The 24,424-nt window shown below is 61.1% G+C and carries 19 protein-coding genes and 6 pseudogenes; 13 read left to right on the plus strand and 12 right to left on the minus strand.

Features of this window, described 5'->3' with window-relative positions; translation table 11 throughout:
• Positions 1–140: 140 nt before the first annotated feature.
• The 3 genes and pseudogenes from M0D64_RS29720 to M0D64_RS29730 form a co-directional block, all read right to left on the minus strand.
• Entirely contained in the window at positions 141–920 is a 780-nt protein-coding gene (locus M0D64_RS29720) for an alpha/beta fold hydrolase (RefSeq protein WP_266260406.1), read from the minus strand.
• 271 nt (positions 921–1,191) lie between these two features.
• Positions 1,192–1,604 (minus strand): annotated as a pseudogene (locus M0D64_RS29725) (DDE-type integrase/transposase/recombinase).
• 201 nt (positions 1,605–1,805) lie between these two features.
• Positions 1,806–2,051 (minus strand): DUF4148 domain-containing protein, encoded by a 246-nt coding sequence (locus M0D64_RS29730; RefSeq protein WP_266260407.1) that lies wholly within the window; start codon positions 2,049–2,051, stop codon positions 1,806–1,808.
• Between the two features lie 176 nt (positions 2,052–2,227).
• On the opposite strand from M0D64_RS29730, the pseudogene M0D64_RS29735 reads away from it, so the two are divergent.
• The 9 genes and pseudogenes from M0D64_RS29735 to M0D64_RS29775 form a co-directional block, all read left to right on the plus strand.
• Positions 2,228–2,521 (plus strand): annotated as a pseudogene (locus M0D64_RS29735) (IS110 family transposase); the annotation flags it as partial.
• Between the two features lie 219 nt (positions 2,522–2,740).
• Positions 2,741–3,604, plus strand: a complete 864-nt coding sequence (locus tag M0D64_RS29740) for a LysR family transcriptional regulator (RefSeq protein ID WP_266260437.1) — start codon at positions 2,741–2,743, stop codon at positions 3,602–3,604.
• A gap of 66 nt (positions 3,605–3,670) precedes the next feature.
• Complete coding sequence (locus M0D64_RS29745; RefSeq protein ID WP_266260409.1) at positions 3,671–6,904, plus strand: efflux RND transporter permease subunit; 3,234 nt, start codon at positions 3,671–3,673, stop codon at positions 6,902–6,904.
• Positions 6,894–8,111 (plus strand): efflux RND transporter periplasmic adaptor subunit, encoded by a 1,218-nt coding sequence (locus M0D64_RS29750; RefSeq protein WP_266260410.1) that lies wholly within the window; start codon positions 6,894–6,896, stop codon positions 8,109–8,111. The genes M0D64_RS29745 and M0D64_RS29750 overlap by 11 nt, the downstream gene beginning before the upstream one ends.
• On the plus strand, positions 8,104–9,534 hold the full coding sequence (locus tag M0D64_RS29755) for an efflux transporter outer membrane subunit (protein WP_266260411.1): 1,431 nt from the start codon (positions 8,104–8,106) through the stop codon (positions 9,532–9,534). The genes M0D64_RS29750 and M0D64_RS29755 overlap by 8 nt, the downstream gene beginning before the upstream one ends.
• 213 nt (positions 9,535–9,747) lie before the next feature.
• Entirely contained in the window at positions 9,748–10,002 is a 255-nt protein-coding gene (locus M0D64_RS29760) for a DUF4148 domain-containing protein (RefSeq protein WP_266260412.1), read from the plus strand.
• 301 nt (positions 10,003–10,303) lie between these two features.
• Positions 10,304–10,444: pseudogene (locus tag M0D64_RS29765) on the plus strand (CoA transferase); the annotation flags it as partial.
• Positions 10,443–10,727 (plus strand): annotated as a pseudogene (locus M0D64_RS29770) (acetyl-CoA hydrolase/transferase C-terminal domain-containing protein); the annotation flags it as partial. The pseudogenes M0D64_RS29765 and M0D64_RS29770, both read left to right, overlap by 2 nt.
• A 10-nt stretch (positions 10,728–10,737) precedes the next feature.
• Positions 10,738–11,699 (plus strand): annotated as a pseudogene (locus tag M0D64_RS29775) (thiamine pyrophosphate-binding protein); the annotation flags it as partial.
• Positions 11,700–11,736: 37 nt separating this feature from the next.
• On the opposite strand, the gene M0D64_RS29780 reads toward M0D64_RS29775, so the two are convergent.
• From M0D64_RS29780 to M0D64_RS29800, 5 genes are all read right to left on the minus strand, one after another.
• Complete coding sequence (locus tag M0D64_RS29780; protein ID WP_266260414.1) at positions 11,737–12,369, minus strand: winged helix-turn-helix domain-containing protein; 633 nt, start codon at positions 12,367–12,369, stop codon at positions 11,737–11,739.
• A gap of 106 nt (positions 12,370–12,475) precedes the next feature.
• Entirely contained in the window at positions 12,476–13,822 is a 1,347-nt protein-coding gene (locus M0D64_RS29785; RefSeq protein WP_266260438.1) for a HAMP domain-containing sensor histidine kinase, read from the minus strand.
• Between the two features lie 53 nt (positions 13,823–13,875).
• A complete protein-coding gene (locus tag M0D64_RS29790) occupies positions 13,876–14,559 on the minus strand; it encodes a response regulator transcription factor (RefSeq protein ID WP_266260415.1) in 684 nt (227 codons plus the stop codon).
• 120 nt (positions 14,560–14,679) lie between these two features.
• Complete coding sequence (locus M0D64_RS29795; RefSeq protein WP_266260417.1) at positions 14,680–15,747, minus strand: FUSC family protein; 1,068 nt, start codon at positions 15,745–15,747, stop codon at positions 14,680–14,682.
• Positions 15,748–15,788: 41 nt separating this feature from the next.
• Positions 15,789–16,370 (minus strand): hydrolase, encoded by a 582-nt coding sequence (locus M0D64_RS29800; RefSeq protein WP_266260418.1) that lies wholly within the window; start codon positions 16,368–16,370, stop codon positions 15,789–15,791.
• A 70-nt stretch (positions 16,371–16,440) separates the two neighbouring features.
• Between M0D64_RS29800 and M0D64_RS29805 the strand changes: the two genes are divergently transcribed.
• A complete protein-coding gene (locus M0D64_RS29805) occupies positions 16,441–17,175 on the plus strand; it encodes a TetR/AcrR family transcriptional regulator (protein ID WP_266260419.1) in 735 nt (244 codons plus the stop codon).
• Positions 17,176–17,366: 191 nt separating this feature from the next.
• Here the strand turns inward: M0D64_RS29805 and M0D64_RS29810 are convergent, their stop codons facing one another.
• From M0D64_RS29810 to M0D64_RS29825, 4 genes and pseudogenes are all read right to left on the minus strand, one after another.
• Entirely contained in the window at positions 17,367–18,698 is a 1,332-nt protein-coding gene (locus tag M0D64_RS29810) for an MFS transporter (RefSeq protein ID WP_266260420.1), read from the minus strand.
• Positions 18,699–18,748: 50 nt separating this feature from the next.
• A pseudogene (locus tag M0D64_RS29815) lies at positions 18,749–18,859 on the minus strand (carboxyvinyl-carboxyphosphonate phosphorylmutase); the annotation flags it as partial.
• Between the two features lie 122 nt (positions 18,860–18,981).
• Positions 18,982–20,022, minus strand: a complete 1,041-nt coding sequence (locus M0D64_RS29820) for an amidohydrolase family protein (RefSeq protein WP_308102518.1) — start codon at positions 20,020–20,022, stop codon at positions 18,982–18,984.
• On the minus strand, positions 19,916–21,193 hold the full coding sequence (locus M0D64_RS29825) for an MFS transporter (RefSeq protein ID WP_266260423.1): 1,278 nt from the start codon (positions 21,191–21,193) through the stop codon (positions 19,916–19,918). The genes M0D64_RS29820 and M0D64_RS29825 overlap by 107 nt, the downstream gene beginning before the upstream one ends.
• Before the next feature lie 116 nt (positions 21,194–21,309).
• Between M0D64_RS29825 and M0D64_RS29830 the strand changes: the two genes are divergently transcribed.
• The 3 genes from M0D64_RS29830 to M0D64_RS29840 all read left to right on the plus strand — a co-directional run bounded on the left by M0D64_RS29830 (position 21,310) and on the right by M0D64_RS29840 (position 24,420).
• Positions 21,310–22,206: a LysR family transcriptional regulator gene (locus M0D64_RS29830; RefSeq protein WP_266260424.1), complete on the plus strand. Its 897-nt coding sequence runs from the start codon at positions 21,310–21,312 to the stop codon at positions 22,204–22,206.
• A 32-nt stretch (positions 22,207–22,238) separates the two neighbouring features.
• Positions 22,239–22,493 carry a hypothetical protein gene (locus M0D64_RS29835; RefSeq protein WP_266242620.1) on the plus strand — a complete coding sequence of 85 codons (255 nt, stop codon included), beginning with the start codon at positions 22,239–22,241 and terminating at the stop codon, positions 22,491–22,493.
• A gap of 628 nt (positions 22,494–23,121) precedes the next feature.
• Positions 23,122–24,420, plus strand: a complete 1,299-nt coding sequence (locus tag M0D64_RS29840) for an ATP citrate lyase citrate-binding domain-containing protein (protein WP_266260426.1) — start codon at positions 23,122–23,124, stop codon at positions 24,418–24,420.
• The last annotated feature ends 4 nt before the right edge of the window (positions 24,421–24,424 follow it).

Below are 24,424 nucleotides of genomic sequence, written 5' to 3' on the forward strand. Positions count from 1 at the left end.
CGCAGTCACTGCTCCCTCACTTGACCAATTGGGAAGACGCGCCATTGAAACAGCCCCGCGATGGCACGTCACCCCCTGCACGCTGCAAGTGACGCTTGAGACAATTCAATCCTGCGACGAACCAGAACCTTCTGGCTTCTTTAACTAACCTGCCCCGCTGCTTCCAGGATTAGCTGGGTGATTTCGTCGGGATGAGAGATCAGCGAGAGATGGCTTGCTTTTAACTCGACGGTCGTAGCACCCATGCGCTTCGCCATGAAACGTTCGAGGTCGGGGTTAATTGTCCTGTCTTCAGTCGAAACAGCGTAAAAACTCGGCTTTGACCGCCAGGCAGCCTGCGTGGTCTTGCCGGTTAGCAGCTCCTTGTGAAACGGCTCTTGCACTGCATAGAGAACCTTCGCCTTCGCCTCCGGTAGATCGCCCGCGAAATCGCGAACGAACGCGGCCTCGCTCAAACGACCTTCATCGCCGTCGAAAACAATCCCCGCAGACGCCGGTGGCGCAGGAAATTTCTTGGCCAGCTCCGAGTAATCCTCGCCCGCGTCAGGCGCCCGAGCTGCCACATAAACAACTGCAGAAACGTTCGGGTGCACACCAGCCTCCGTCACGATCATCCCGGAGAAGGAATGCCCGACCAATACGGTCGGGCCGTCCTGGCGCGCCAGCACGCGTTGGGCCGAAGCAACCGCGTCAGGCAACGTCGTCAGCGGGTTCTGGACAGACGTGGTATTGAGTCCCGCTGCTTGCAATCGCGGGATCACTTCTGACCAGGACGACCCATCGGCGAACAACCCGTGCAAAAGGACGACGTTCCGCGCTTTCGTCGGCGGTTGAGTCGCCGCCATACCGCGGGTAGGAACGAGTGAGGCGGCGGCTCCGGCTATCAGGGCAGCCGAGAAACTACGTCTGTTCATCGTCATAGTCTGATTCTCCTTCAGTAAAAGCTGGTTTCGGGATAACACACAACCACTGAGACAGCGCACACGTTCCCTCTCGAAGGAGGCAACACGGACTCCCAATCAATATTCAATGGTACGAATTTCTTATGTGGTCAATATGGCGTTGGTGCAAAATAGTCGGTTAGGAAGATATGGTTTCTGTAGCAAGCGTCTGTTATTCGGCTTGCGATGATGTCGGGTTGAGTCGCAATAAGAAAAGAGCGGCAAAACAAGGGGATCTTGTTAGGAGGTCTTACATGACAAAGGAGTAAAACTGCTCGGGCGCCGACGGAGAGATTCCCTTCGCCGTTTTCATCTGTGCCTTCCTGATCACATGCATCACCTCGATGCCCGACAGGATGATGCGGGCGCAACAAAAGTCCTTGAAGCCCATCATGGGTTTGATGATGCGTTTGATGGCACGATGGTCCTGTTCAACAAGGTTGTTCAGATACTTGTTTTGCCGGATTTTGACGGGCGTCTCCCGGTCAGCATTGATCGCGTTCAGCGATCATTTCCTCGAGATTGGGAGTAGGCCACGTACCATCGCACGCCCTGCAAGATCATGTCTAATGGATAGTGCAGCCGTTTCAAAACCTTGGCGATCCCAGCTCTTCGTGAGCCACGAAGAGAGGCTGTAGCACGCGTCTTTGAGCTCGTTTGCATAGAGGACGGATGCGGTCGAAATCAGGGCGAACGCGAACATCCCGTAGTAGACGGACTTCATATTCCTCCCACGGCCTGAATTCGGATCTCAGGCATGAGGACGCCTGCGCCGCTTCGCGCGCTGGGCCGATGCCGGGCAGGCGCCATGTGTCCGGTGGGACCAGGTGCCTGCGCCGTCACTCGGACCGCCTTGGGACGCACTCACGGATTCCGGTAAATCGTGCTGTTGAGGTAGGCGAGTTGGCCGTCCTTCTCGGCCTGGACGAGTTCGGCATAGACCTGCGCGCGCGTCTTGGGCACGTTGGCTTCGCCTTGCGGCGGCACCCATGCGCCGGTTTGTGACGCGCCGACCGAAGCGGACGTATCGGCAGCCGTGGTGTTGGCCTGGGCGAAGGCCGAGGTGGTGACGACCATGCCGAGCAAAGCGGCGATCTTGATGACTTTCATGACAACTCCTTCTGCTATCGAGGTTGGACGATCCGGGCGCTGTGGCGGTGAGCCATGCGTGTTCCGGTAAGAAGGAGCTTAAAGAGGTGGGGGTAACGCCAACGGTACGGCGAAGTTACGAATTTTTTAATGCTGGAGGATGCGAAAACGTCGAGCGCGAACCGGTTTCGGGCGATGTCGAGCTAGTGGGCAATATCGGTGCAACGAAGACAGCGATCGATCGCCTGCGCAGGCGGCTGCAATCAAAAGCGCGCCCCCTGGTGGTGGTCTATGAAGCCGGTCCATGCGGTTACGGGCTATGCCGACAACTGATCGAGAATGGGTTCGAGTGCATGGTGTGCGCACCTTCATTGCTTCCCAAAAAGCCGGGAGAACGGGTGAAGACTGATCGACGCGACACGATCAAACTGGTGCGGGCGCTGCGTATGGGCGACATGTCGGCGGTGTACGGTCCAAGCGTTGAGGACGAGGTCCCAGCACAGTCATTATTTGACCCTGGATTGAATGGCGGATGTTCGCGGGAATAGGACGCAGAGCGCGGATTGAAAAAAGATTTACCGAGTCGAAGGTGTCCGTTTGGCCGCGTTAGCGGAGTATGCGAGACATCCTTCAACTCATGGCGTCCGCATATGAACCAGCTACAAGCGATGCGAGTCTTTACGCGGGTTGTCGAGCTCGGGAGCTTTACGATGGCCGCGAGGCATCTCGGCATGTCCGGCGCCGCCGTGACCCGTTGCGTCGGCATGCTCGAGGCACACATGAACACGCGCCTGCTTAACCGCAACACCCGCAGCCTGTCATTGACTGAAATCGGCAAAGACTATCTTAAAGGTTGCCGTTCCCTCATCGAGCAGCTCGATGAGCTCGAATCCTCCCTGCTGCAGGCGAGTCGCGAGGTGAGGGGCACGCTGCGCGTTGCCACGCCAATGGACTTCGTTGCGTCCGGGCTCGCCGAACTGCTCGCGGGCTATCAGGCGGTGCATCCTCGCGTCGACTTCGACGTCACGACGTTCGACACGCGCATTGACTTCGTGGAAGGCGGATTCGACGTCTGCTTCTCCGAAGATCGGCATTCCGCGAGCTCGACGCTCGTCAGCCGACACCTTACCGTCGTTGAGGAAATCGTCGTCGCTTCGCCGACGTACCTCGGCCGTCGGGGGACCCCCACAGATCCGCCTTCACTTGTTGGACACTGTCTGTTGGCGATCACGGGCGGCGCGACACGCGCATGGGAGTTCGCCGTCGCCAGCGGCGTATATCGCGTCGGCCTGGGCAGCAGCATGACCACGACGAACAGCCTGCTCGTGCGCGAAGCGGCACTCAATCACATGGGCATCGCGCTGCTGCCGGCCTCGCTCGTCAGGGAGGACATCCGCTCCGGGGCGTTGGTGAGGCTGCTGCAGAAATTCGAGGTCAATGGAGGGCCGCGCCACTTTTCGCTGCTCTATTCGGGTCCCTCCAACCTCCCGCGCAAGGTGCGCACGTTCATCGACTACACGGTCGCTCATTATCGAACGCCCGAAAACGCCGTTTCCCTGCGCGCTGTCGCGTAACCGTCAACGAAGTCCGCGCCTGGCGCCCGACTGCGCCGGCGTCCGCATGAGAGAGAACCTCTACCAATGCTAAAGCTAGTCCGGCTGGCGCTCGTCCGGCCCTACACCTTCATCGTGCTGGCGATACTGATTCTGATCACCGGTCCGCTTTCGGCGCTGAAAACGCCGACGGATATTTTTCCCGACATTCGGATCCCCGTCATCGCCGTCGTCTGGAGCTACACCGGGCTGCCGCCCGACGATATGGCCGGCCGCATCGTTACCTATTACGAGCGGCAGCTAGGCACAACCGTCAACGACGTCGAGCACATCGAGTCTCAGTCGTTCGATGGTTACGGGGTCGTCAAGATCTTCTTTCAACCGACTGTCGATATCCGTACCGCAACGGCGCAGGTCACCTCGCTCTCGCAGACCGTGTTGAAGCAGATGCCGCCGGGCACAACGCCGCCGCTGATTCTCAACTACAACGCTTCCACGGTAGCCGTGCTGCAACTCGCTCTGACCAGCGATACGCTCGACGAGCAAAAGCTGGCGGACTACGCGACGAACTTCATCCGGCCGCAGCTTTTGAGCGTGCCCGGCGTTGCGATTCCGACTCCCTACGGCGGCAAGACGCGCGAGGTGCAGATCGACCTCGACCCGCAGGCGCTGCAGTCCAAAGGCCTCTCCGCGCAGGACGTTGCCAACGCGCTCGCCCAGCAGAATCAGATCATTCCCGCCGGGACGCAGAAGATCGGTCCGTTCGAATACGACATCAAGCTCAACGACAGCCCCTTGTCCATAGACGAACTCAATTCGCTGCCGATCAAGTCGGTCAACGGAACGACGATCTACATCCGCGACGTCGGCCATGTGAGGGACGGCAATCCGCCGCAGACGAACGTCGTCCGTCTCGACGGTCACCGCGCGGTGCTGATCAGCGTCATGAAGAATGGCTCGGCTTCGACGCTCGACATCATCGCGGGCGTGAAGGCAAAGCTGCCACGCATCCAAGCGACCCTCCCGCCAGGCTTACGGATCGTGACCATGGGAGATCAGTCGACCTTCGTGAAAGGGGCGGTCAGCGGCGTTGCGCGCGAAGGCATCATCGCGGCGGCGCTGACCTCGCTGATGATCCTGCTCTTTCTCGGAAGCTGGCGCTCGACGGTCATCATTGCCTCGTCCATTCCCCTCGCCGTGTTGGCGGCAATCGCGGAACTGTCGGCGATCGGCGAGACGCTCAACGTCATGACGCTTGGCGGACTGGCACTGGCAGTGGGGATTCTCGTCGACGATGCGACAGTGACGATCGAGAACATCAATTGGCACCTCGAACAAGGCAAAGACGTGCGAACGGCGATCCTCGATGGTGGGGCACAAATCGTCACGCCGGCCTTCGTTTCGCTGCTTTGTATCTGCATCGTCTTCGTGCCGATGTTCGCCCTGAGCGGAATTTCGCGGTTCCTGTTTGTGCCGATGGCAGAGTCGGTCATCTTCGCGATGGTCTCGTCCTTCGTTCTGTCCCGGACCTTCGTGCCGATGATGGCACAGTACCTGTTGCGTCCACACGTATCGGGCGGTCACGCGTCGAGCGAGCTTGCGGCTGAGATGGCTCCGCATGGTGGCCACCCGGGCGCGGCCCATTCGCACAATCCGCTCGTACGTTTTCAGCGCGGCTTCGAGGCGCGGTTCGAGCGGGTGCGCTCGGTCTATCACATCGCACTGGGCCTTGCGCTGGCGCATCCAAAGCGCCTTGTCGCCGGGTTCCTCGTTGCCGTCGCGGCGACGCTCCTCCTCGTGCCGTGGCTCGGCCGTAATTTCTTCCCTGACATCGACGCCGGCGAAATCCTGATTCACGTCCGCGCGCCGCTCGGTACCCGCGTCGAGGACACGGCCGCCCTGTTCGACCGCGTCGAAAATGCGGTGCGTGCGACGATTCCGCCGCGTCAACTCGCAAGCATTGTCGATAACATCGGGTTGCCCGTAAGCGGCATCAACCTGACTTATGACAACACCGGGACGACGGGCGCGCAGGACGGTGACATCATGATCTCCCTGAACGAAGGCCATGCACCGACAGCCGAGTATGTGCGCCGCCTGCGCGAGACACTGCCGCGCGAGTTTTCAGGCACGACGTTCGCGTTCCTGCCGGCCGACATCGTAAGCCAGATTCTCAACTTCGGTGCGCCGGCGCCGATCGACGTTCAGGTGTCGGGCGTCGACCAGAAAGGCGACGTGCGCTACGCGCAAGCGCTGCTTCGACGGATGCGCTACGTGCCCGGCCTTGCCGACGCACGACTCCAGCAAGCGTCCACCGTGCCGTCCTTCACGATCAACGTCGACCGCACGCGCGCCGACGAGGTCGGTATCACGGAGAAAGACGTTACGAACTCGGTCGTGGCGGTGCTCTCGGGTACGAGCCAGGTTCAGCCGACGTACTGGCTCGATCATCGCAACGGCGTGTCGTACGCGATCGTCGCCCAGACACCGCAATACCAGATGACCTCGCTCTCCGACCTCGAGAATCTGCAGGTGACGGGACCGAATGGAGCGCCTCAGCTTCTCGGCGGCATTGCAACGATCGACCGCGGCATCGAGCCGAATGTCGTCTCGCACTACAACATCGAACCCGACCTCGACATCTTCGCGACCCCGCAAGGGCGCGACCTGGGCGCCGTCGCAAGCGACATCCGGAAGATCATCCATGCGACCGCAAAGGATTTGCCGAAGGGCTCGATCGTCACCGTGCGCGGCCAGGTGCCGACGATGAACACCGCGTTCACGGGTCTGTTGCTCGGGCTCGCCGGCGCCATCGTCCTGATCTATCTGCTCATCGTCGTCAACTTTCACTCCTGGAGCGACGCGCTCGTGATCATATCCGCGCTGCCCGCGGCCCTTGCCGGCATCGTGTGGATGCTCTTCACGACCCATACGCCGTTGTCTGTCCCCGCGCTCACGGGGGCGATCCTCTGCATGGGCGTCGCCACGGCCAACAGCATTCTCGTCGTGAGCTTTGCGCGCGAGCGGCTCGCCGCAACGGGCGACGCGCTCGTCGCCGCACTCGAAGCCGGATTCACGCGTTTCCGCCCCGTGCTGATGACGGCCCTCGCCATGATCATCGGTATGGGACCGATGGCGCTCGGCCTCGGCGATGGCGGCCAGCAAAACGCGCCGCTCGGTCGCGCCGTGATCGGCGGCCTGATTTGCGCGACCTTTGCGACGCTCGTCTTCGTCCCCGTCATCTTCAGCCTTGTGCATAGCCGCGGTGCGGCGACGCCTTCGGCATCCCCTTCGGAATCAGGAGCTATTCGTGTCCAGTGAAATCGAGATCGCCCACAACAAGCGCTTGCCGCATCTGAAACTCGTCGGCCTCGCCGTGCTTCTCGTGGCGGCCGGCATCGCGGCAAGCGGCATCGTCAGCCGCCTGCATGCACACACGCAACTCGCGCAATGGTCCGCCGAGCAGGCGGTGCCGACTGTCGTCGCCGCGCCGCCGTCGCAATCGGCTGCGACACAGCCGCTCGTTCTGCCAGGACATCTCGCGGCGTTCGTCAATGCGCCGATCTATGCGCGCGTATCGGGCTACCTGCATGCGTGGTACGCCGATATCGGCACGCATGTCAAAGCGGGGCAACTGCTAGGCCTGATCGATACGCCTGATCTCGATCAGCAACTGGAACAGGCCAAAGCCGACCTGCAAAGTTCGATCGCCAACGAGAGGCTGGCCGCCGTGACTGCGGCCCGCTGGCAAAAAATGGATCAGGAGGGCTCGGTTTCGCAGCAGGTCACTGATGAGAAAACGAGCGACCTTTCAGCGAAGCAGGCGACTGTCGCCGCCAACCAGGCGAACGTGAAGCGTCTCGAGGCGCTCGAATCGTTCAAGCGCATCATCGCGCCGTTCGACGGCGTGGTGACGGCGCGCACGACCGACATTGGCAATCTCATCGACGCGGGCGGCGGCAACCGTCCGGAGCTCTTCGCGGTGTCCGACGAGCATCGTCTGCGCGTCTACGTGAATGTGCCGCAGAGTTACGCGTCCGACATCAAGCCCGGCCTTAGTGCGACCTTGACGGTCCCCGAGCACCCGGGCATGACGTTCAATGCGACGCTCGACAACACCGATGATTCGATCACGCAGTCCTCGGGGACACTGCTCGTGCAATTGATGGTCGACAATAGCTCGGGTTTGCTGATTCCCGGCGACTACACCAAGGTGAAGCTCACGCTCCCTGCGAATTCCCATTCGATGCTGGTTCCGGCGAGTGCACTCATATTCCGCCAACAAGGTCTGCAAGTGGCCGTGGTCGATCAGGACGGCCGTGCCGAGCTCAAGCCCGTGTCGGTGAAGACCGACCTGGGCACGCAAGTCGAGCTCGACTCAGGGCTGAGTGTCACCGATCGCGTCATCGCCAATCCCCCTGACTCGCTCAGCGCCGGCGACCGGGTTCGGGTTGCCTCGCCAAGCCCGACGCTCATACACCGGGCGGCGGTGGCGGGTCACAATCAGACCGAGTCCGCTCATGATTAAGCGCAGGATCATGACCGCCGTCGCGGCTGCCTGGCTTGGCGGCTGTTCGTTCGCCCCCGCCTACCATGCGCCGTCGACGACGATTCCGGCGGCCTACAAGGAAGCCGGCAGGTGGCAGATTGCGCAGCCGTCCGATCGCATCGAGCGCGACGCATGGTGGAAGGTTTATCACGACCCCGAGCTCGACCGCCTCGAGCCACTCGTGGCCACCGCCAATCCCGACGTGCAGGCGGCGATCGCGCGCCACGACGAAGCGGTGGCATACGTGCGACAAGAGGAGTCGGGTCGCTATCCGACGCTCGGTGCCGACGCGCAGGCGACCACCAATCGGCAATCGGATCGACGTCCGCTTCGCGGGGCCATCCAGCCTTCGTATTACGGCGCGAACATCGCACAACTCGTGTTTGATTACGACGTCGACCTATGGGGCAAGGTCCGCAATGCGGTTGCGGCCGGCAAAGCGCAGAGCGAGGCCGCGGCTGACGATCTCGCCTCCTTGCGCCTGAGCCTGCAGGCAAGCCTGGCTGAAGCGTATTTCCGCCTGCGCGGCCTCGACGAGCAAGCCCAGGTGCTCGCTGACACGATAGGCACTTATCAGCGTGCGTTGCAGTTGACCGAGAGCCGCCGCGCCGGTGGAATCGCGTCCGACCTCGACGTTTCTCGCGCACAGACACAGCTTGCCGCGGCACAAGCGCAGGCCGAGGATGTCAAGGCACGACGCGCGCTCGAGGAGCATGCCATTGCCGCGCTGACAGGCACGTCGCCGTCGACATTCTCACTTGCCGCGAGCACTGCGTTGCCGTACATCCCTTCCGTTCCTGCCGGCATGCCGGGGACGTTGCTCGAGCGGCGGCCCGACGTCGCGGCGGCCGAACGCCGCGTGGCGGCGGCGAATGCACGAATCGGCGTTGCACGGGCTGCCTATTTCCCCGATCTCTCGCTCGGGCTCGCGGGCGGATTTCAAAGCGACACGCTCTCGCCGTGGTTCGCTGCGCCGGAGACGATGTGGACGCTCGGGCCGAGCTTGATGATGCCGCTCTTTGACGGCGGACTGCGGCGCGCGAAAACAGACGAAGCGCGCGCGCAATGGGCGGAGTATGGCGCGAGCTATCGGGCGACCGTGATCGAGGCCATCCAGCAAGTGGAAGACAACCTCGCGCTCGAGCACCATCTTGGCGACGAGGCAACGCGGGAAAACGAAGCGCTCGACGCGGCCAGGCGCACGTTGGATCTGTCGATGTCTCAGTACCGCGATGGCGTCGTCAGCTATCTCGACGTCGTCACCGCTCAGACCACCGAGCTGCAGACGCAGCTCGTCACGCTCTCGCTTCAAACTCGACGTTTGGGAGCAACGGTCGGCCTTATCGAGGCGCTGGGCGGCGGGTGGAATGCGCCGAGCCGCGTTGTGAACACGTCCCCGTAGAAACGCTCGTTCTGTGCGAGCACGGATACGGCGTCCTACTGCCGGGGAAATTTCACCGATCCGCGCTGCGGCAATTCATTAAATTTTCTTTTACCGTTTTATAGCAGTTCCAATACCTTGGCTTGCGCATACTTATAAGCAGCCGATATCTTAATTTATTAAGTCATACTTATTTCTGCATCTTTGCTTTTTTATCGTGCGAGGTTAATTGAAATGAAACACCTATTTTTCGCTCTCGCCCTCGTTGCCGGCTCGACCTGCGTTTCAGCCTTCGCGCAGACGCCATCGCCTGCACAGACTACGAATGGCAGCCCGCAAATCGCGTCGAACGATGCTGACCAATGGGTCGCCCCGCATAGCCAGGCGTCCTTATCAATGACGCGTGCTCAGGTCTATAACGAACTGGTGAAAGCGGAGCGTGACGGCCAGCTAGCCACCCTCAACTCGACCATCTATGCGCATCCATAAGGTATCTAAATCCCATGAAGCAACGTAATTGGCTAAAACGCGTTGCGATTTACGTCGCGACGGCAGTTTCAACGGGCTTGCTGCTCGCGGCGTGTGCAACGCCTGGCACAAAACCAGCCGATGGATGTGTCGGCCCGCCGACCTACTGCGTCCCCTACTTTGGCAGTTGAGCAGTCGCGGCACATCCCCTGAAATGCCGGACGTGCCGCTTATGCCGATGCCAAGCGTACGACGCCTCAACACTCGCAATCGGGATTGCCAGGTCATTGCGATTTGGTAATCCTCAAAGGGAGGCATCGAAATGAATTGGTTTGCGAACGGCGCGTCATCGCCGAGACCGCTGGATGGGCTTCTGGTTGTTTCCATCGAACAGCCGCTGGCTGCGCCGCTGTGCACCGCTCGGCTCGCGGAGATGGGCGCGAGGGTCATCAAGATTGAGCGGGCGGCTAGACTTCGTACTCGGCGCCTATGCCTCGCGTAGCGGCAAGTCGTTCATCGCCTTTCACTCGTCGACTGCGGATGGAAAGGTTTCGAAGATCGTGCCGCGGCCTTCCGGGCCGGTCACGACGCCAAGAACGGACACGCACTTCGTCGTGATCGAGAACGGTGTGGCCGATCTCAAGGGCTTGTCTTCGGCCGAACGTGCCAAGGCGTTGATCCGGATCGCTCATCCCGACTTCAGGGATCAACTGACATCGCGGGATCGCGACCCGCATCTCTTATGAAAGGGTGATCATGGCGAAAACGATTGCGGATTACCTTGCGCAAACCCTCGCAGCAGCCGGGGCAGGATCTGGGGTGTCACCGGTGACAGCCTGAATGGGCTCTCCGACAGTCCGCGTCGGCTCGGCAGCATTCGGTGGATGCCTACGCGCCACGAAGAAGTGGCGGCCTTTGCGGCCGGCGCCGAAGCGGCCGAGACCGGAAAGCTGGCGGTATGCGCCGGCAGTTGCGACCCGGGCAATCTTCATCTGATCAACGGGCTCTTTGACTGTCATTGCAACCACGTGCCTGTGCTCGCGATCGCCGCGCAGATTCCGTCGACGGAGATCGGCCTTGGCTATTTCCAGGAAACGCATCCGCAGGAGCTGTTCAAAGAGTACAGCCATTTCGTCGAACTGGTGACGAACGCCTCGTAGTTCCCTCGCGTCCTCGAGCGGGCAATGCGCACAGCGGTCGAGGAACGGGGCGTCGCGGTGATCGTTTTGCCTGGCGACGTCGCTTTGAGCGCGGCACCGGCGCAAGAGCCGTCGTGGTTCGATACCGTTCGGCCCATCGTGACGCCGGCCGCTGCGGATATCGACCGGCTGGCCGCGCTGCTCAACGAGTCGGATGCGGTAACGCTGCTTTGCGGCAGCGGCTGCGAAGGTGCACGCGACGAATTGGTGGCGCTTTCCGACGCGCTCGCGGCGCCGGTCGTGCATGCATTGCGGGGCAAGCAGCATGTCGAGTACGACAATCCGAACGGTGTCGGCATGACAGGACTGATTGGATTCAGCTCCGGCTATCACGCGATGCGTTCTTGCGACACGCCGCTGATGCTGGGCACGGACTTCCCTTACCGGAACTTCTACCCGACACAGGCGCGGGTGGCGCAGATCGACCGGCGCGCGAGTGCGCTTGGCAGACGCACACCGATCGAGCTCGGCCTCGTTGGAGATGTCCGATCGACGCTGACGGCGCTGCCCGGTATTAAGACGTGCCCGCCGGCTACGCATTAACCGTTTGTCGCGGCTATGCCGCCGACTGGCGCTCCGTGCTCATGGTTAGCTGATAGCCATAACGCTTCATGGTTTCAATATGCACCCACGGCAGACGAAGTTCGAGCTTTTGGCGCAATCGAGTAACGGCAAGATTGACGATCGAAGGGCCGACATACTCCGTATCCGGCCACGCATAACGAATCAACTGATCACGCGGGACGGGCGAATTGAGGTGGCGAATCAAGCACTCGAGAACGAGACATTCACGTCGAGTCACCGCGACACGCTCTTCGCCCGCAATGAGCGCATGTGAGACCAGATCCAGCTTCAGCCTATGCTGTGCGATCTGCGACTGCACGAGTCGCGCTTCGCTTGAACGATGTAGTGCATGCAGCCGCTCGTGCAACTCGATGAACGACAATGGCAGGCAGAAGCAGGCCGCCGCACCGGCGTGGAGAATGCGAACACGCTCGGCCGGCGCCGATTGACGGAGTATCGTGACGACCGCCGCTGGGCCAGCTGCGCTCGCCAAGGCGCTCAGTCCGGCGATCAGTGCGCCGTGACTCTGAGGATCGAGTGCCGTGGCAACGACGGCGTCGAACACTTCCTGCGCCGCCAGCAGGATGCCGTCTGGCAAATCCTCGGCACGCTGCAGGCTATGCACGCTCTCCTCAAGCGCCTTGAAGAGCCACGCTGAACGGGGATGCCGACAGGGTATGAACAATATGCGCATAAAGGGGGCAAATTCCGAAAATGTCCACGTCTTCTCGTCACGCCAGCGCTTTCGGCCAACAGTCGATTGTCACTCGTGTACCAGGTTTCGCATCGGTTGTTCGCATTGAAAAGTCGTGGACGCGAAGGACTGCGGAAACGATGCTCAGGCCCAGCCCCGAGCCGACGACCTGACTCGCGTTCTTTGCCCTGTAAAAAGGCTGAAGCACAGCCTGGCGCTCATCCTCGGGGATGCCGGGCCCGTTGTCGACCACCTCGATCCGCGCCCCGCCAGGCACGCTCGTGAGCGCGATGCGGATCGCGCCACCCGGAGGGGTGAACTTGACGGCATTGCTCACCACGTTCGTGAGCATCTCGAAAAGCAGCGCGCGGTCACCGCGTATTGGCTCAACCGGCGTCACCTCAACTGACAGTGCCGTCGAGCCATCGTCCGCGAGCGGCTCGTACAGTTCACCCACCTCCCGGACAAGCTCTTCGAGCCGGACTTCGCCGAATCCGCCCTGCCGTTTCATGGACCCGATCTCCGAAATGCGAAGCATGGCGCGAAACCGCTCGAGCAGCGCGTCCGTCTCCCCCCGCGCCTGGATGACAAGCTTTGCCAGCAGTTCGTCATCTAAGCGGCCTGCATGTTCCTCGATGCGTGCGAGCAGCGTGCAAACGTGGGTGAGCGGCGTTCGCAAGTCGTGAGCGATACCGTCGCATGCTCTTTTAACCTCGTTCATCAAACGCTCGACTTCTCCCAGCATGTGATTGACGAGATGTGCGAGCATGTCCACCTCGTCGCGCCCGCCAATCGGCAGGCGCTCGGCAAGATCGCCTTGCGAAATGCGTTGGGTCACACGGCGGATCTGCGCAACGCGGCGCATCTGACGCGCGCTCAATCCGAGCGCCCCCGCCAGTCCCGCGCCAAGACAGAGCAACCCGCCGGCGATGAGTGCGTTGATGATCGTATTGCGGATCTCCAACTCCTGGCTAATGTCCCGCGCGACTACGAGGATACTGCCGTCCGCGCGCCGCTCCACCTTCACGCGCACGACGGGGGGATGCTCCGCTCCGGCAACCTTGAGTGACCGGCGAATGGTCATCGAACTGCCGTCGCCCGGCAACTGCGGCGGTAGCGCCATCACGTCGCCTGCGAGATAACGGTGGTCCGACGTAAAGAGGCCGTAGTAGTTGGTGTGCATGCGCTCGCGTTCGACCCGCATGCGTACGACCGCGCTTAAGTCGCTGTCCGCCACGGAGTCGAAGTAGACCAATTGCCAGTACATGATGGCGTCCGTCTCGCGCTCCATGTTGCCCGTGACGGCCCAGCCGATCAGTCCAAGCAACACCATGACCGACAGCGAAAAGATAGCCGCATGGAGAAGCAGCAGCCGCACGGACATCGAGTGCCAGTGTCGCGCAAACGCGACGGTTTGCGCGAGCGAAGTGATCTCTCTCAATTCGCGCTCAGGACGAAGCCAACACCACGAACAGTCTGAATCAACGGTGTCGCGTCGAGCGGATCGATCTTTTTGCGCAAGCGTCCGATATGAACATCGATGAGCTTCGAACCCGGATCGAAGTGGTAACCCCATACTGCCTCGAACAACATCGTGCGCGTGATCGTTCTGCCCGCATGCCGCATCATGAACTCCAGCACGCGGTACTCGGTCTGCAACAGCGCAATTTCCTCGTTGCCGCGCCTCACCTTGCGGGCGATGAGGTCGAGCTCGAGAGCGCCAACGCGCAGCGTCGTCTCCGTCTGACCTGCCGGCGCCTGCTGCCGACGCAGCAGCACCTCCAGACGAGCCGCCATTTCGGCCAGGTCGAACGGTTTCGTCAGGTAATCATCGCCACCCGCACGCAAGCCGCGAATGCGTTCATCAACGTCGCCTAGCGCGCTGAGCATCAGCACAGGTGTGTGCACGCCCACGCTGCGCATGGCAGTCACAATGGTCAGGCCGTCCACGCCGGGCAGCATGCGGTCGAGCGTGATGATGTCGTACTCATCGCTCATTGCCCGCGCAATTCCTTCGCGTCCGTTGTTGACCCAATCGACGCTGAAACCGCGTTTCCGCAACTCAACTGCGATATCGCTAGCGGTAATTTCATCGTCTTCGATCGTAAGCACTCTCGACATGTCGCGCTTCCTCAGCCAGCGAAATTTGCCGGTACAATTATCCAAAACACCGAATCTGCGAATACCCTCGTGCGCCCTTAATCAGGGGCGACTGCGCAGTCCCGCTCGGTTTTGCCGGGATCATGGGGAGTCACACGTCGAGCGGCACGTGTCTTTCATGTGCGCCACAATGGCGGCTGCCGTGAGCGCACACAACAGCCCAATGGCGCTACCGACTGCCACGTTCAGCAGGCGCTCGCCTCCAAAAATCCACGGTTTTCCCGCCAACACAAACGCGATTGCCGCACAGGCGCACCGGACCCCGAATGCGAGCATGTACGGACGAATGCAAATGAGCGTCAGCATTGCGGCGAACACAACTAACACACGCATAAACAACGCATGAGGGATCATCAATCCGACGACCACGCCGAAGGACACGCCGATGACGGCCCCGGTCAGCCGGTTGCGAAACTTCTGCCGGGCGCTTGCCGCATTTCCGGTAACGACGCTGGCGGCCGACCAGATCATCCACTGACCATTGTCGACGTGTCGCCATTCGACAAGTACGGCAGCACAAGCGACCGCGAGCGCGACGGTGATCACCAACTCGATATATGCGTTGCGCTCGCTGTTTGGGGAGAGGCGAGTCCACTTTGCGAAATGCGCAAGAGTCGGCTGGCCAGCTTCACGCGAGCGGAAGTGCTCGACTGACGCAACGAGCAGGATCGGCAACGCCGCTATCAACAGGAACGGCAGAATCTCAACGCTCCGGTTGATAAGCGCCTGCCGCGTGACCCCTTCCCCACTTTCGCAGGCAAGATACAGCGAGGGAATAAACGTGAAGTTGCCGAGCGAGCGCAAGGCACTGCCGCCCGCGGTCACCAGCACGGATCCCATGCCCAACAGGACTGTGGCTACGACAAAGAGCAGTGGGTGCGCGAGCGACGCCATCAGGATCACGAAGCCCGCGCTTATCGCCAAAGCGTGCGCGAAGACGCCGAGCGGCGCAAGCTGCGAGTGGTCGAGTGCGATGAGCATCGCGACCGGCACGATTGCAGCGGCGAGCCACCCGGGTCTGCCTGATACGAGTGCGAGCACGAGCAGCGGGACGAGCGCAAACATGGCGCGACCCAACGCCCGACCATCAATCACGGTTTCGACGCGGCGCGAGAGCGACGAAACCATGGAGAGACGTTCGCTGCTCATAGTCTCTCTCCGGCCACGCTGTGCTTGTCCATCGGGCGTCATCAGCCTGCGAGCGCCTCGAGTACGTCGTCGGATTGCCGCACGAGACCGAGCCTCGGGAAGACGAAATTCAGCGACGCATGGTGATGCTCGGGCGCGCCGCAGCTCATTGCGTCCTCGACGAGCACCAGCGAGTACCCGTGCTCGTGCGCGGCGCGAGCCGTCGACTCGACGCCGATGTTCGTCGAAATCCCGCCCAGCACAATGGTTTCGACGCCGCGACGCCGCAATTGCAGGTCGAGCTCGGTGCCGTAAAAAGCGCTCCATTGGCGTTTCGTGATCTTGATGTCGCGCTCCTCCACCGCCAGTTCAGCGGGAAAGTCCCACCAGTTCGAGGGCAGTCCGCCGGGGGGAAGCGCGATGGGCTGATCGATGGGCTGCTTCAGTGCATCGCCGAAGTCGGCGCTCCAGCCCACCCGGACCAGGACGACTGGCGCGTTCACTTCCCGGAAGCGCTTTGCGAGCGTTGCCGCGGTAGCCACCACGGCTGCGGCGGGTCGGGGCGCTTTCCCGAATCCGAGAATGCCCTCCTGAAGATCGATCAGAACGAGAGCGGTAGTCTTGGGGTCAAGGTTTTGCAACATGATGGCCTTCCATTGAAAGCGGCGAGCCGCTGGTGTATTGTGAGGGGGTGCTCACAAACAGTATATGAGAATGGCCTCACAAAAGTCAACGCCGAATACGGGCGAGGCGAAGGCGCCGCGCCGCGCCCGCGGACATGCGCGGGTGGCGTCGTTACTGGAAGCCGCAAGTGCGGAATTCGCCGAAAAAGGGTACGAAGCAACGACGATGACAGCGATCGCCGCGCGCGCGGGGGCGTCGATCGGTTCGCTTTACCAGTTCTTTCCGACGAAAGAGCAGGTCGCAGGTACGCTGATCGAGCAATACGTGACCGAGCTTGAAGCAGCGTTCGACCGGCTGAGCGAGGAGGTGCCGTTGCTTGATGTATCGGTCGTTGCGGGCCGACTGACGACGTTTTTCGTGGCGTTTCGCACGACGTACCCCGCTTTCGTGGTGCTGGTCGACGCGCGTGATGTCGCATTGCCCGGCGCCACTGGGGTACGCGAAAGATTGCGCAAAGGAATCGCATCCGTGCTGGCTGCCCTCGCGCCGCGATTGTCCGTGCAAGAAGCATTGTTCCGGTCCGTGGTCGTCCAGCATCTTATGAAGGCGGCCGTCACGCTGAGTTACGATGCGAGCGTGGTTGACCATCACGCGGCGATGCTGGAGTTCCAGCGCGTGGTAGAGCATTACCTTGAGGACGTGATGGAAGCCACGCGTGGTGGACAAACCGGCGCAGCGCATCGAGGCGCAACACCCAAGGAGCGTTCCGCTTCGGGCAAAGGCGTCGGTCCGAAGAGCAAGGGCAAGTCCGGCGTCTCGGCGTGAATGCTGTTGCTGCCCTGCGCCTCATCCCGTCGCCGCGCAACGAACACGTCCGGCGGCGTGCACCTGGACGCTTTCGCAACCGTTTGAATGTGGCGCGTCCCGGTTGAAACGGTCAACCTATCCACGCTGGCGAATTTTCGCGCTACGGCGTCGGCAGTCGCGCTGGTTCTACGAAGCAAGGCGCGCCGGGCTCACTGCCGCCGCCTGACATTGGTTTCAGGCATCCGTAGATAGACGAGCAACGAAATGGCGGCCCAGATTGTGACGTACCAGAAGAAGTACGACTCGTGGCCGGACGCCTTGAACCGCAACGCGACAAATTCCGTCGTGCCGCCGAGGACCGCGGTTGTCAGCGCGTAGGGGAGCCCGACCGCAAGTGCCCTGATCCGCGCCGGAAAAAGTTCCGTCTTCACCAGCATGTGGATGGAAGTGAATCCGCTCAGCATGAGCAGCCCGGCGAAACAGAGCATGAACATCGTCACCGTGCTTTTCGTGCGGCTGAGGGCCTCGAAAAGCGGAACCGGGAACAGCGTGCAGCTCAAACCGAAAAAGATCAGAACGGGGCGGCGCCCGATCAGGTCCGACGCCAGACCGAACAACGGTTGCAGGGGCAAGTACAAAAGCAGCGCGCCGGTGGTGATGAGCGTCGAGGTCTGCTTGCTCAACCCGGCGGAGTTGACCAGGAACTTCTGCATGTAGACGGTGAACGTGTAGAAGGCAACCGTCCCACCTACCGTGATGCCGATCGCGAGCAGAATGTTGCGCCAATGCTGAATCAGCTGACGAACCACGGGCGGTGACGATTCCCGGCGGCCGTCCTGGAAGGCCTGTGTTTCGCTGACATGACGCCTCATGTACATGGCGAAAAGTGCGAGAAGACCGCCGATGACGAATGGAATGCGCCACCCCCATCGCTCGATCTGATCCGCAGTGAAAAGCAGTCGTTGCATGAGCAACATAAGGCCTAGGGCGAGAAGCTGTCCTGCGACGACGCTGACCTGCAGAAAGCCGAGATAGAACCCACGTCGATTGGCAGGCGCCACCTCGCTCAGATAGGTTGCGCTCGTACCGTATTCACCTCCCATGCTTAGACCTTGGAGAAGTCGTGCTGCAATAAGCAGCGCAGGGGCAAATACGCCGATGGTTTGATACCCCGGAGCTACAGCGACAATCAGCGACCCGAAACACATCCCTGCAACCGACCACGTTAGAGCCAGCTTGCGACCCAGGCGGTCCGCATAGAATCCGATCAACCAGCTTCCAAGAGGTCGGGCAACATACCCCACCGCAGCGATTGCGGCAGTGTTCATCAGCTGCACTGTGGCGTTTTCGCTCGGAAAGAACGACGAAGCGAAATAGATGGAGAATACGCTGTAAGCGAGGAAATCGTACCACTCGATCAGGTTGCCCATGAGCGCGCCGATCAATGAGCGCAGGCGCACTGCCTCGGCGCGTTTCTCCTCCGCCTCTGAACCCGCGATCGCCGGGCCTTGTTGCAAAACGTGATCGGGAATCCTTGCCATATCGGTGTCTCCTACGTCGTTCGTTTTTTGGAAGGGGGTATTCGTCGCGGTCAATCGGCGTCCTTGTATCGTGCGTCGAGCTCGTCGTAGATCGGCTTATTGGCGAGTCGCTGGCGCTCGCCGAAGGGCGCGACGATCGCCGGATCCTCGTCGAGCACTCCGGGCATCAGCAATCCCTTTCGCGTGTCGACCTGTTGGCGAAATGCCAATCGCCGAGAAGCGGTAGTGGAGTTCATAGGGCCGTCCTCAATCGGTAGTGAATCGGTTGACGGCGCATGCCGCGTTAACCGAAACGAAACAACTCTCTGGCTGACCGGCTGAGAATCGCCAGTCGGGTCCACTCCTCCGGAACCCAGGTCGCTAGCGCGCGAAGCGACGCTGCATAGTCAATTAAGTCCTGATGCTCGGTATGCGGCCAGTCGCTGCCCCAGACGAGGCGCTCGGCACTGAAAGCCTCCAGCAGCAGGGGGGTAAGCTCCTCTCCAAGGTCAAGCCCGCCGTCGCCCCGCGAGCTTCGATAAGCGGCCGACAGCTTCACCCACACCTTGCCGGTATCGGCAATCGAGAGCAGATATCTGAACCCAGGATCCGATACCCCGGCTTCCGCATTGGGCCTGCCGAAGTGATCGACGACCACCGTGCATCGCCGCGCGAGCAGTTCGCTGACGACCACGGGCAAATCTCTCGCCTCACGGTGCACCTCGACGTGCCATCGCAGACTATTGGCGCGCGCGAGAAGACGCCGCCAATCGCCGCTTCGAAGGTCTGGAAGCGGCAGCCCCAGAAGGTTCAGCCTCATGCCGACTACGCCAGCATCGGCAAGTGACTCCAGTTCTTCGTCTGACACGGCTGGGGCGACTACTGCGACGCCGCGAAATCGTTGCGGATACTTTCGACATATCGCCGCAAAGAACGAGTTGTCGGTTCCGAGAAAACTGGGTTGCACGAGAACCGCGTGTGACACATCATTCCCTGCGAGATACCTAACGTATGTATCCAGCGTTGCATCGTAGTCCGGTGCGTGGCGCCGCTGCGGAGCGAGTGGCAACCCTCGCACGAACACGTGCGCATGTGAATCGACAGCGGTGACACGAGGTGTTGGGTCACGAAGCCACTCGGCCACGCCGGCCCCTGCGTCGGCAGCGTGTATTGCCGCGTCGCTCGTACTGAGGTCAAGAGTGCTCATGGGTTCTGGCTTTCCGTTTGTTGAATACACGTTACTTTGACGTCGGCACCGGCGTTTCGGAGACGACGACCGCAGGTCCGGTAGTGCGTTTCCTGGTCGGCTCGGGCAGCAGCAAGGCGGCGAGCACGACCAAGCCATACGCGATTCCCGCGTCGATACCGAGCGCCGCGCCGAGTGGCATGGAGTTGCTCATGTGCCCAATCAGCACAGGGAAAGTTGCGGAAACGATGCGCCCGAAGTTGTAGCAGAATCCGACACCCGTCCCCCGGATCGCTTGGGGGTAAAGCTCGTTGAAGAGCGCGCCAAGCGTTGCAGGAATCCCGGCGGCGAAGAATCCGAGCGGAAAGCTCAGGATGAGCATGGCCGTGTCGCCGATCGGCAAAAAGACGTACATGTTGACGGTCACGGCGCAACAGATCGCGAACAGAATGACGTTGCGGCGACGGCCTATCCGATCCTGAAGCCAGGCGCTCAGGAAGCAGCCGAGAATGAACGCAACGATGACGACCGCCAGGTAGCCGCCGGTATCAAGCACGGACAGATGGCGCTCAGTCTTGAGGTAGGTCGGCAACCAGGTCGTGATTGCGTGGTAGCCGCCATGGGCGCCTAGTCCAATCAAGGCGCCGACGACTGTCGTGCGAATGATGGATGGATGAAAGATGCTCGCTGCGGTGCGGACGGAACCCTGCTTGTCGCGGATGCCATTTGCATGACTCCGGTCTCGTGCCGGCTCCTCGACGTTGCGGCGCAGATAGATGACGAGCAGCGCTGGCAGCACTCCGGCAGCAAACAGTACGCGCCACGCCCATTCGGGAGAAACCCATGAGAAGACGACCGTATAAAGGATGACGGCTCCCGCCCAGCCAAATCCCCACGCGCTTTGCACGATGCCCATGGCTTTTCCACGATGCCTGGCATTGATGGTCTCGCTCAGCAGCACGGCGCCAGCCGTCCATTCACCGCCGAAACCCAGACCTTGCAGGGCTTTCAGTACGAGGAGCTGTTCGAAGTTCTGCGCAAAAGCGCTCAGAAACGTAAAGAGCGAGAACCAGATGACCGTAATCTGCAGGGCGCGGACACGCCCTATCCGGTCGGAAAGTGCGCCTGCCAACAGTCCCCCAAGCGCGCCCGCGACCAGCGTGGCGCCGCCGATCAAACCGGCCTGGCCCTTGCCGATGCCCCAAGTGGCCAGGAGCGTCGGAATGACGAGGCTAAAGAGCTGCGTATCGACGCCGTCCAGTCCCCAGCCAGCGAAACAACTCCACAGCGCTCGCTTCTCCGCTCGGGAGATTTCCTCGTACCAGCGCATAGTCTGTCTCCTTGTCGGGCGCTTTTCGCCTTGATGTGTCGATCGTTTCCGGGAGTCTAGGATGCGTGGATGATCGCGGGTACTATGGAAACGATCTTTATTCATAACGCGACAATATGGAATCTGCGCGAAACCTCAAGTACTTCCTGGCGGTCGCGGACGCGGGAAGCGTGACGGGCGCCGCTCAGGCGCTGGGCATTGCGCAGCCGGCCCTGAGCCAGGCAATTACCCGCATCGAGCGCGAACTCGGCGTCAAACTATTCGAGCGCACGCGGCGTGGCGCCGCGCTGACCACCGCTGGCGCGGCGATCGTGGACGACATTCGCCTCGGCGTTTCGCGTATCGACGCCGCAGAAAAGCGGGCCCGGGACATTGGTGCCAAGCTCGGCGGCAGGCTGACGGTCGGGTTCGCTTCCACGGCGTTGTTCGACGTGTTGCCGAGGTCGATAGCAGAGCTGCGGGCCCAGGTGCCCGGCGTCGAGCTGGTGTTGAAAGAAATGAGCAACGCCGAGCAGGCCGCCGCACTCGAGGAGGGGAGCATCGATCTGGGCCTGCTCCATACGCCGGTGGCTGTGGGAGGCAAGATGCGCGAGAAGCTGATCGTCCGGGAGCGGATGCTCGCGGTGATGCCGCTTGCACATCCGGTTTCGGAAGACGGCAAGGTGAGTCTGCGCGAGCTCGCCGACCTGGGGCTCGTCTGGTTTCCGCACGATCAGCTTCCCGTGATTCGAGCGGGGATCCTGAGCGCCTTCAGGAAGGCAGGATGCGAGGCGAACGTCGTCCAGCACGCAAACCGCTCGCTCACGGTGCTAGCCTGCGTCGCCTCCGGATGCGGCGCGTCCTTGTTGCCGCAGTCCGTGCAGGCCATTCAGTTCGCTGGCGTCAGACTGTGCGAGGTCCGCGATGGCGCCGCGCTCCCGTTCTTCGAGCTGAGTGCCATCTGGCCGCACCGTTCGAAGCCGGCCCTCGCAGATAAGTTCGCATCGTTGCTTCGTCCGCATCTCTCGACCTGATGCCACTTCGGCGCGAATGAGCCGTTCGTCGCATGGAGGTGTGCGACCTGCGGTTCGACACCGAAATCGCGGTGGAGGAAGCTGGCGCGAAGCGAAGCATTCTCTGGCATCATCAGCGTGATGATTTCTTCGCGCTCGATTATGTGAAGTCCGAGGCAATGGTCTTTTTGAACTGCCTCTTCCCACTGCTTTCGGTCTGCATTGTCCACTTTGGCGGACGTCACGAAAAGGAGCATGTCCAGGCATGCCGCTTCTATCGTCACCAATCAAACGACCGTAATCAGTGAGGAACGGACGCCCGAATGTCCGAGCGACGAGTCAGGCGAATGACGCTTCATGGCCGCGCACCGTCTCACGCAAAGGGCATACGCAATGCGAACCTTGCAAAGCTGCAATCGGCAGAACGCGACCCGGAACGGACGGTCTCCTGCATATGTCGAATGTCCCTTCATTCGCCCATGACGGACCATCAACTGAAGTCACATCACAGATTGGACCGCTGACCCGTCTGCCCCGACAGGCAACGCAGAGGAACGTGGCGGTGATGCCACATTTCACCCAGCTGCATTGATAACATCGAAACATCAATGCTTCGAAAAAATGCACTTATCGCGTAACTCCATTTGCGTGAGTATCTGTACTCAAGATTCCAGCGAGATTGGAACGAAAGTAAAACGCATCGGAGACAAGGCTGTGTACAACGCAAGGCGCACCTGGAGCGCCTAACGATCGCCCTTTAGGCGGGTCGTCTCGAGCCCCAGCCGGTTCGAGCACCAAACAACTCAACACACATCAGCCACGCATTCCGAACGCCATCGGCGTCACGGCCGCTTGTCACGCCTCGCGCTTTCGCCTAATGACCAATCCGAACACCCGTTTCTTTTTATATCGCTATGCCCTTCAGGAGACAACTTCATGCAAATCACCGGTATGTTGCACGGCGCGCGCCTGTTGCAATTCGTCGGATTCCCGGCGAGTGAGATCCTCGGCCCGAGCGCCAGCGAGGAGGAGATCAAGACTTTGATTGATCGTCATCGCCAGATATTCATCAAACCCGTCTTCAAGGGTGGAGTGGGAAAGAAGGGGAAGGCGGGTTTACTCGGCCGCGCGACCGATCTCAAGACGGCGTTGATCGAAAAAGAGCGGTTGTACTTCGCCGAGCATTCCGTCGGCCACCTGAAAGCAAAGTCGAATGGCGTGACGTTCGAAGCCGGCGTTCCGGCCCAGCATGAGGTCTATTTCTCGATCACCGACTCCACGCGTTTTCGTGCGCCGACCATGACGCTCTCGCATAAGGGCGGCATGGATATCGAAGAGGTCGACCCGAAGCATGTGGCGATGGTGCCCTTCGACGCGTTGACGGGTTTAAAGGCGTTTGTCGTGGCGAACGCGCTGAGCGAGATTGGTGCGCCGAAGGAGATCATCTCGCCGCTCGTGCAGCAGTTGCCGAAACTCTGGGAGCTCTTTCACGATTTCGGCATGACGACACTGGAGTTGAATCCGATCCGCATGCGCGAGGACAAGAAGGGGCGCCTCACACCGGTCGCCTGCGACTTCAAGTGCGGTTTCGATCGCGACGATCCGCGATGGACGCGCCTCGGGCTGCCGCAACACCTGTTCGCGGCGGACTACTCCGACTTCGAGCAGGAGATCAATCAGTTGCGCACGCACCAGGGCCAGAGCGACGTATATGTGATCAACGAGGAAGGCACGATTCTCGCGCCGACGTTCGGCGGCGGCGCCAACTCGCTCGTGACCGAAATGCTCGGCGACGCCGCGATCATCTCGTCGGATTTTGGCGGCAATCCCCCATACACGAAGATGAAGGAAGTGGCCCGTATCTGCTTCAAACACTGGCTCAAGCAGTCGAATGTGCTCTTCATCATCGGCGGCAAGTCGAACAACACAGACATCTTCGAGACGCTGCGAGCGATGGCCGACGCTCTTCGCGAACACTTCAGCGAGTATGGGCCAACGCCGCTTTACGTGGTGCTGGGCCGGGGAGGCCCGAACCTCGTGCGTGGGATGGCCGCGCTGAGAGACACATGCGACTCGCTCGGTCTGCCCTATCGGCTCTTCGGATTCGACTCTGACATCAGCGAGGTCATCCAGTACGCGCGTCAGGCGGACGCCTGGATGCGCGCCAGTGGCCGGGCCGAGATCGCAGCACGGATCGGCGTACCCGCGACGGAAACCGAAACGGCTCAAGCCTGAGGAG

The sequence above is a fragment of the Paraburkholderia sp. WS6 genome (assembly GCF_030464835.1).
GTDB classification, from domain to species: Bacteria; Pseudomonadota; Gammaproteobacteria; order Burkholderiales; family Burkholderiaceae; genus Paraburkholderia; species Paraburkholderia madseniana.

Bases quoted from the DNA above. Each gene is read 5' to 3' on its own strand.
- M0D64_RS29720 (WP_266260406.1), bottom strand. From the start codon at position 920: ATGACGATGAACAGACGTAGTTTCTCGGCTGCCCTGATAGCCGGAGCC.
- M0D64_RS29730 (WP_266260407.1), bottom strand. From the start codon at position 2,051: ATGAAAGTCATCAAGATCGCCGCTTTGCTCGGCATGGTCGTCACCACC.
- M0D64_RS29740 (WP_266260437.1), top strand. From the start codon at position 2,741: ATGGCCGCGAGGCATCTCGGCATGTCCGGCGCCGCCGTGACCCGTTGC.
- M0D64_RS29745 (WP_266260409.1), top strand. From the start codon at position 3,671: ATGCTAAAGCTAGTCCGGCTGGCGCTCGTCCGGCCCTACACCTTCATC.
- M0D64_RS29755 (WP_266260411.1), top strand. From the start codon at position 8,104: ATGATTAAGCGCAGGATCATGACCGCCGTCGCGGCTGCCTGGCTTGGC.
- M0D64_RS29760 (WP_266260412.1), top strand. From the start codon at position 9,748: ATGAAACACCTATTTTTCGCTCTCGCCCTCGTTGCCGGCTCGACCTGC.
- M0D64_RS29785 (WP_266260438.1), bottom strand. From the start codon at position 13,822: ATGTCCGTGCGGCTGCTGCTTCTCCATGCGGCTATCTTTTCGCTGTCG.
- M0D64_RS29790 (WP_266260415.1), bottom strand. From the start codon at position 14,559: ATGTCGAGAGTGCTTACGATCGAAGACGATGAAATTACCGCTAGCGAT.
- M0D64_RS29795 (WP_266260417.1), bottom strand. From the start codon at position 15,747: ATGAGCAGCGAACGTCTCTCCATGGTTTCGTCGCTCTCGCGCCGCGTC.
- M0D64_RS29800 (WP_266260418.1), bottom strand. From the start codon at position 16,370: ATGTTGCAAAACCTTGACCCCAAGACTACCGCTCTCGTTCTGATCGAT.
- M0D64_RS29805 (WP_266260419.1), top strand. From the start codon at position 16,441: ATGGCCTCACAAAAGTCAACGCCGAATACGGGCGAGGCGAAGGCGCCG.
- M0D64_RS29810 (WP_266260420.1), bottom strand. From the start codon at position 18,698: ATGGCAAGGATTCCCGATCACGTTTTGCAACAAGGCCCGGCGATCGCG.
- M0D64_RS29820 (WP_308102518.1), bottom strand. From the start codon at position 20,022: ATGGCTTGGTCGTGCTCGCCGCCTTGCTGCTGCCCGAGCCGACCAGGA.
- M0D64_RS29825 (WP_266260423.1), bottom strand. From the start codon at position 21,193: ATGCGCTGGTACGAGGAAATCTCCCGAGCGGAGAAGCGAGCGCTGTGG.
- M0D64_RS29830 (WP_266260424.1), top strand. From the start codon at position 21,310: ATGGAATCTGCGCGAAACCTCAAGTACTTCCTGGCGGTCGCGGACGCG.
- M0D64_RS29835 (WP_266242620.1), top strand. From the start codon at position 22,239: ATGGAGGTGTGCGACCTGCGGTTCGACACCGAAATCGCGGTGGAGGAA.
- M0D64_RS29840 (WP_266260426.1), top strand. From the start codon at position 23,122: ATGCAAATCACCGGTATGTTGCACGGCGCGCGCCTGTTGCAATTCGTC.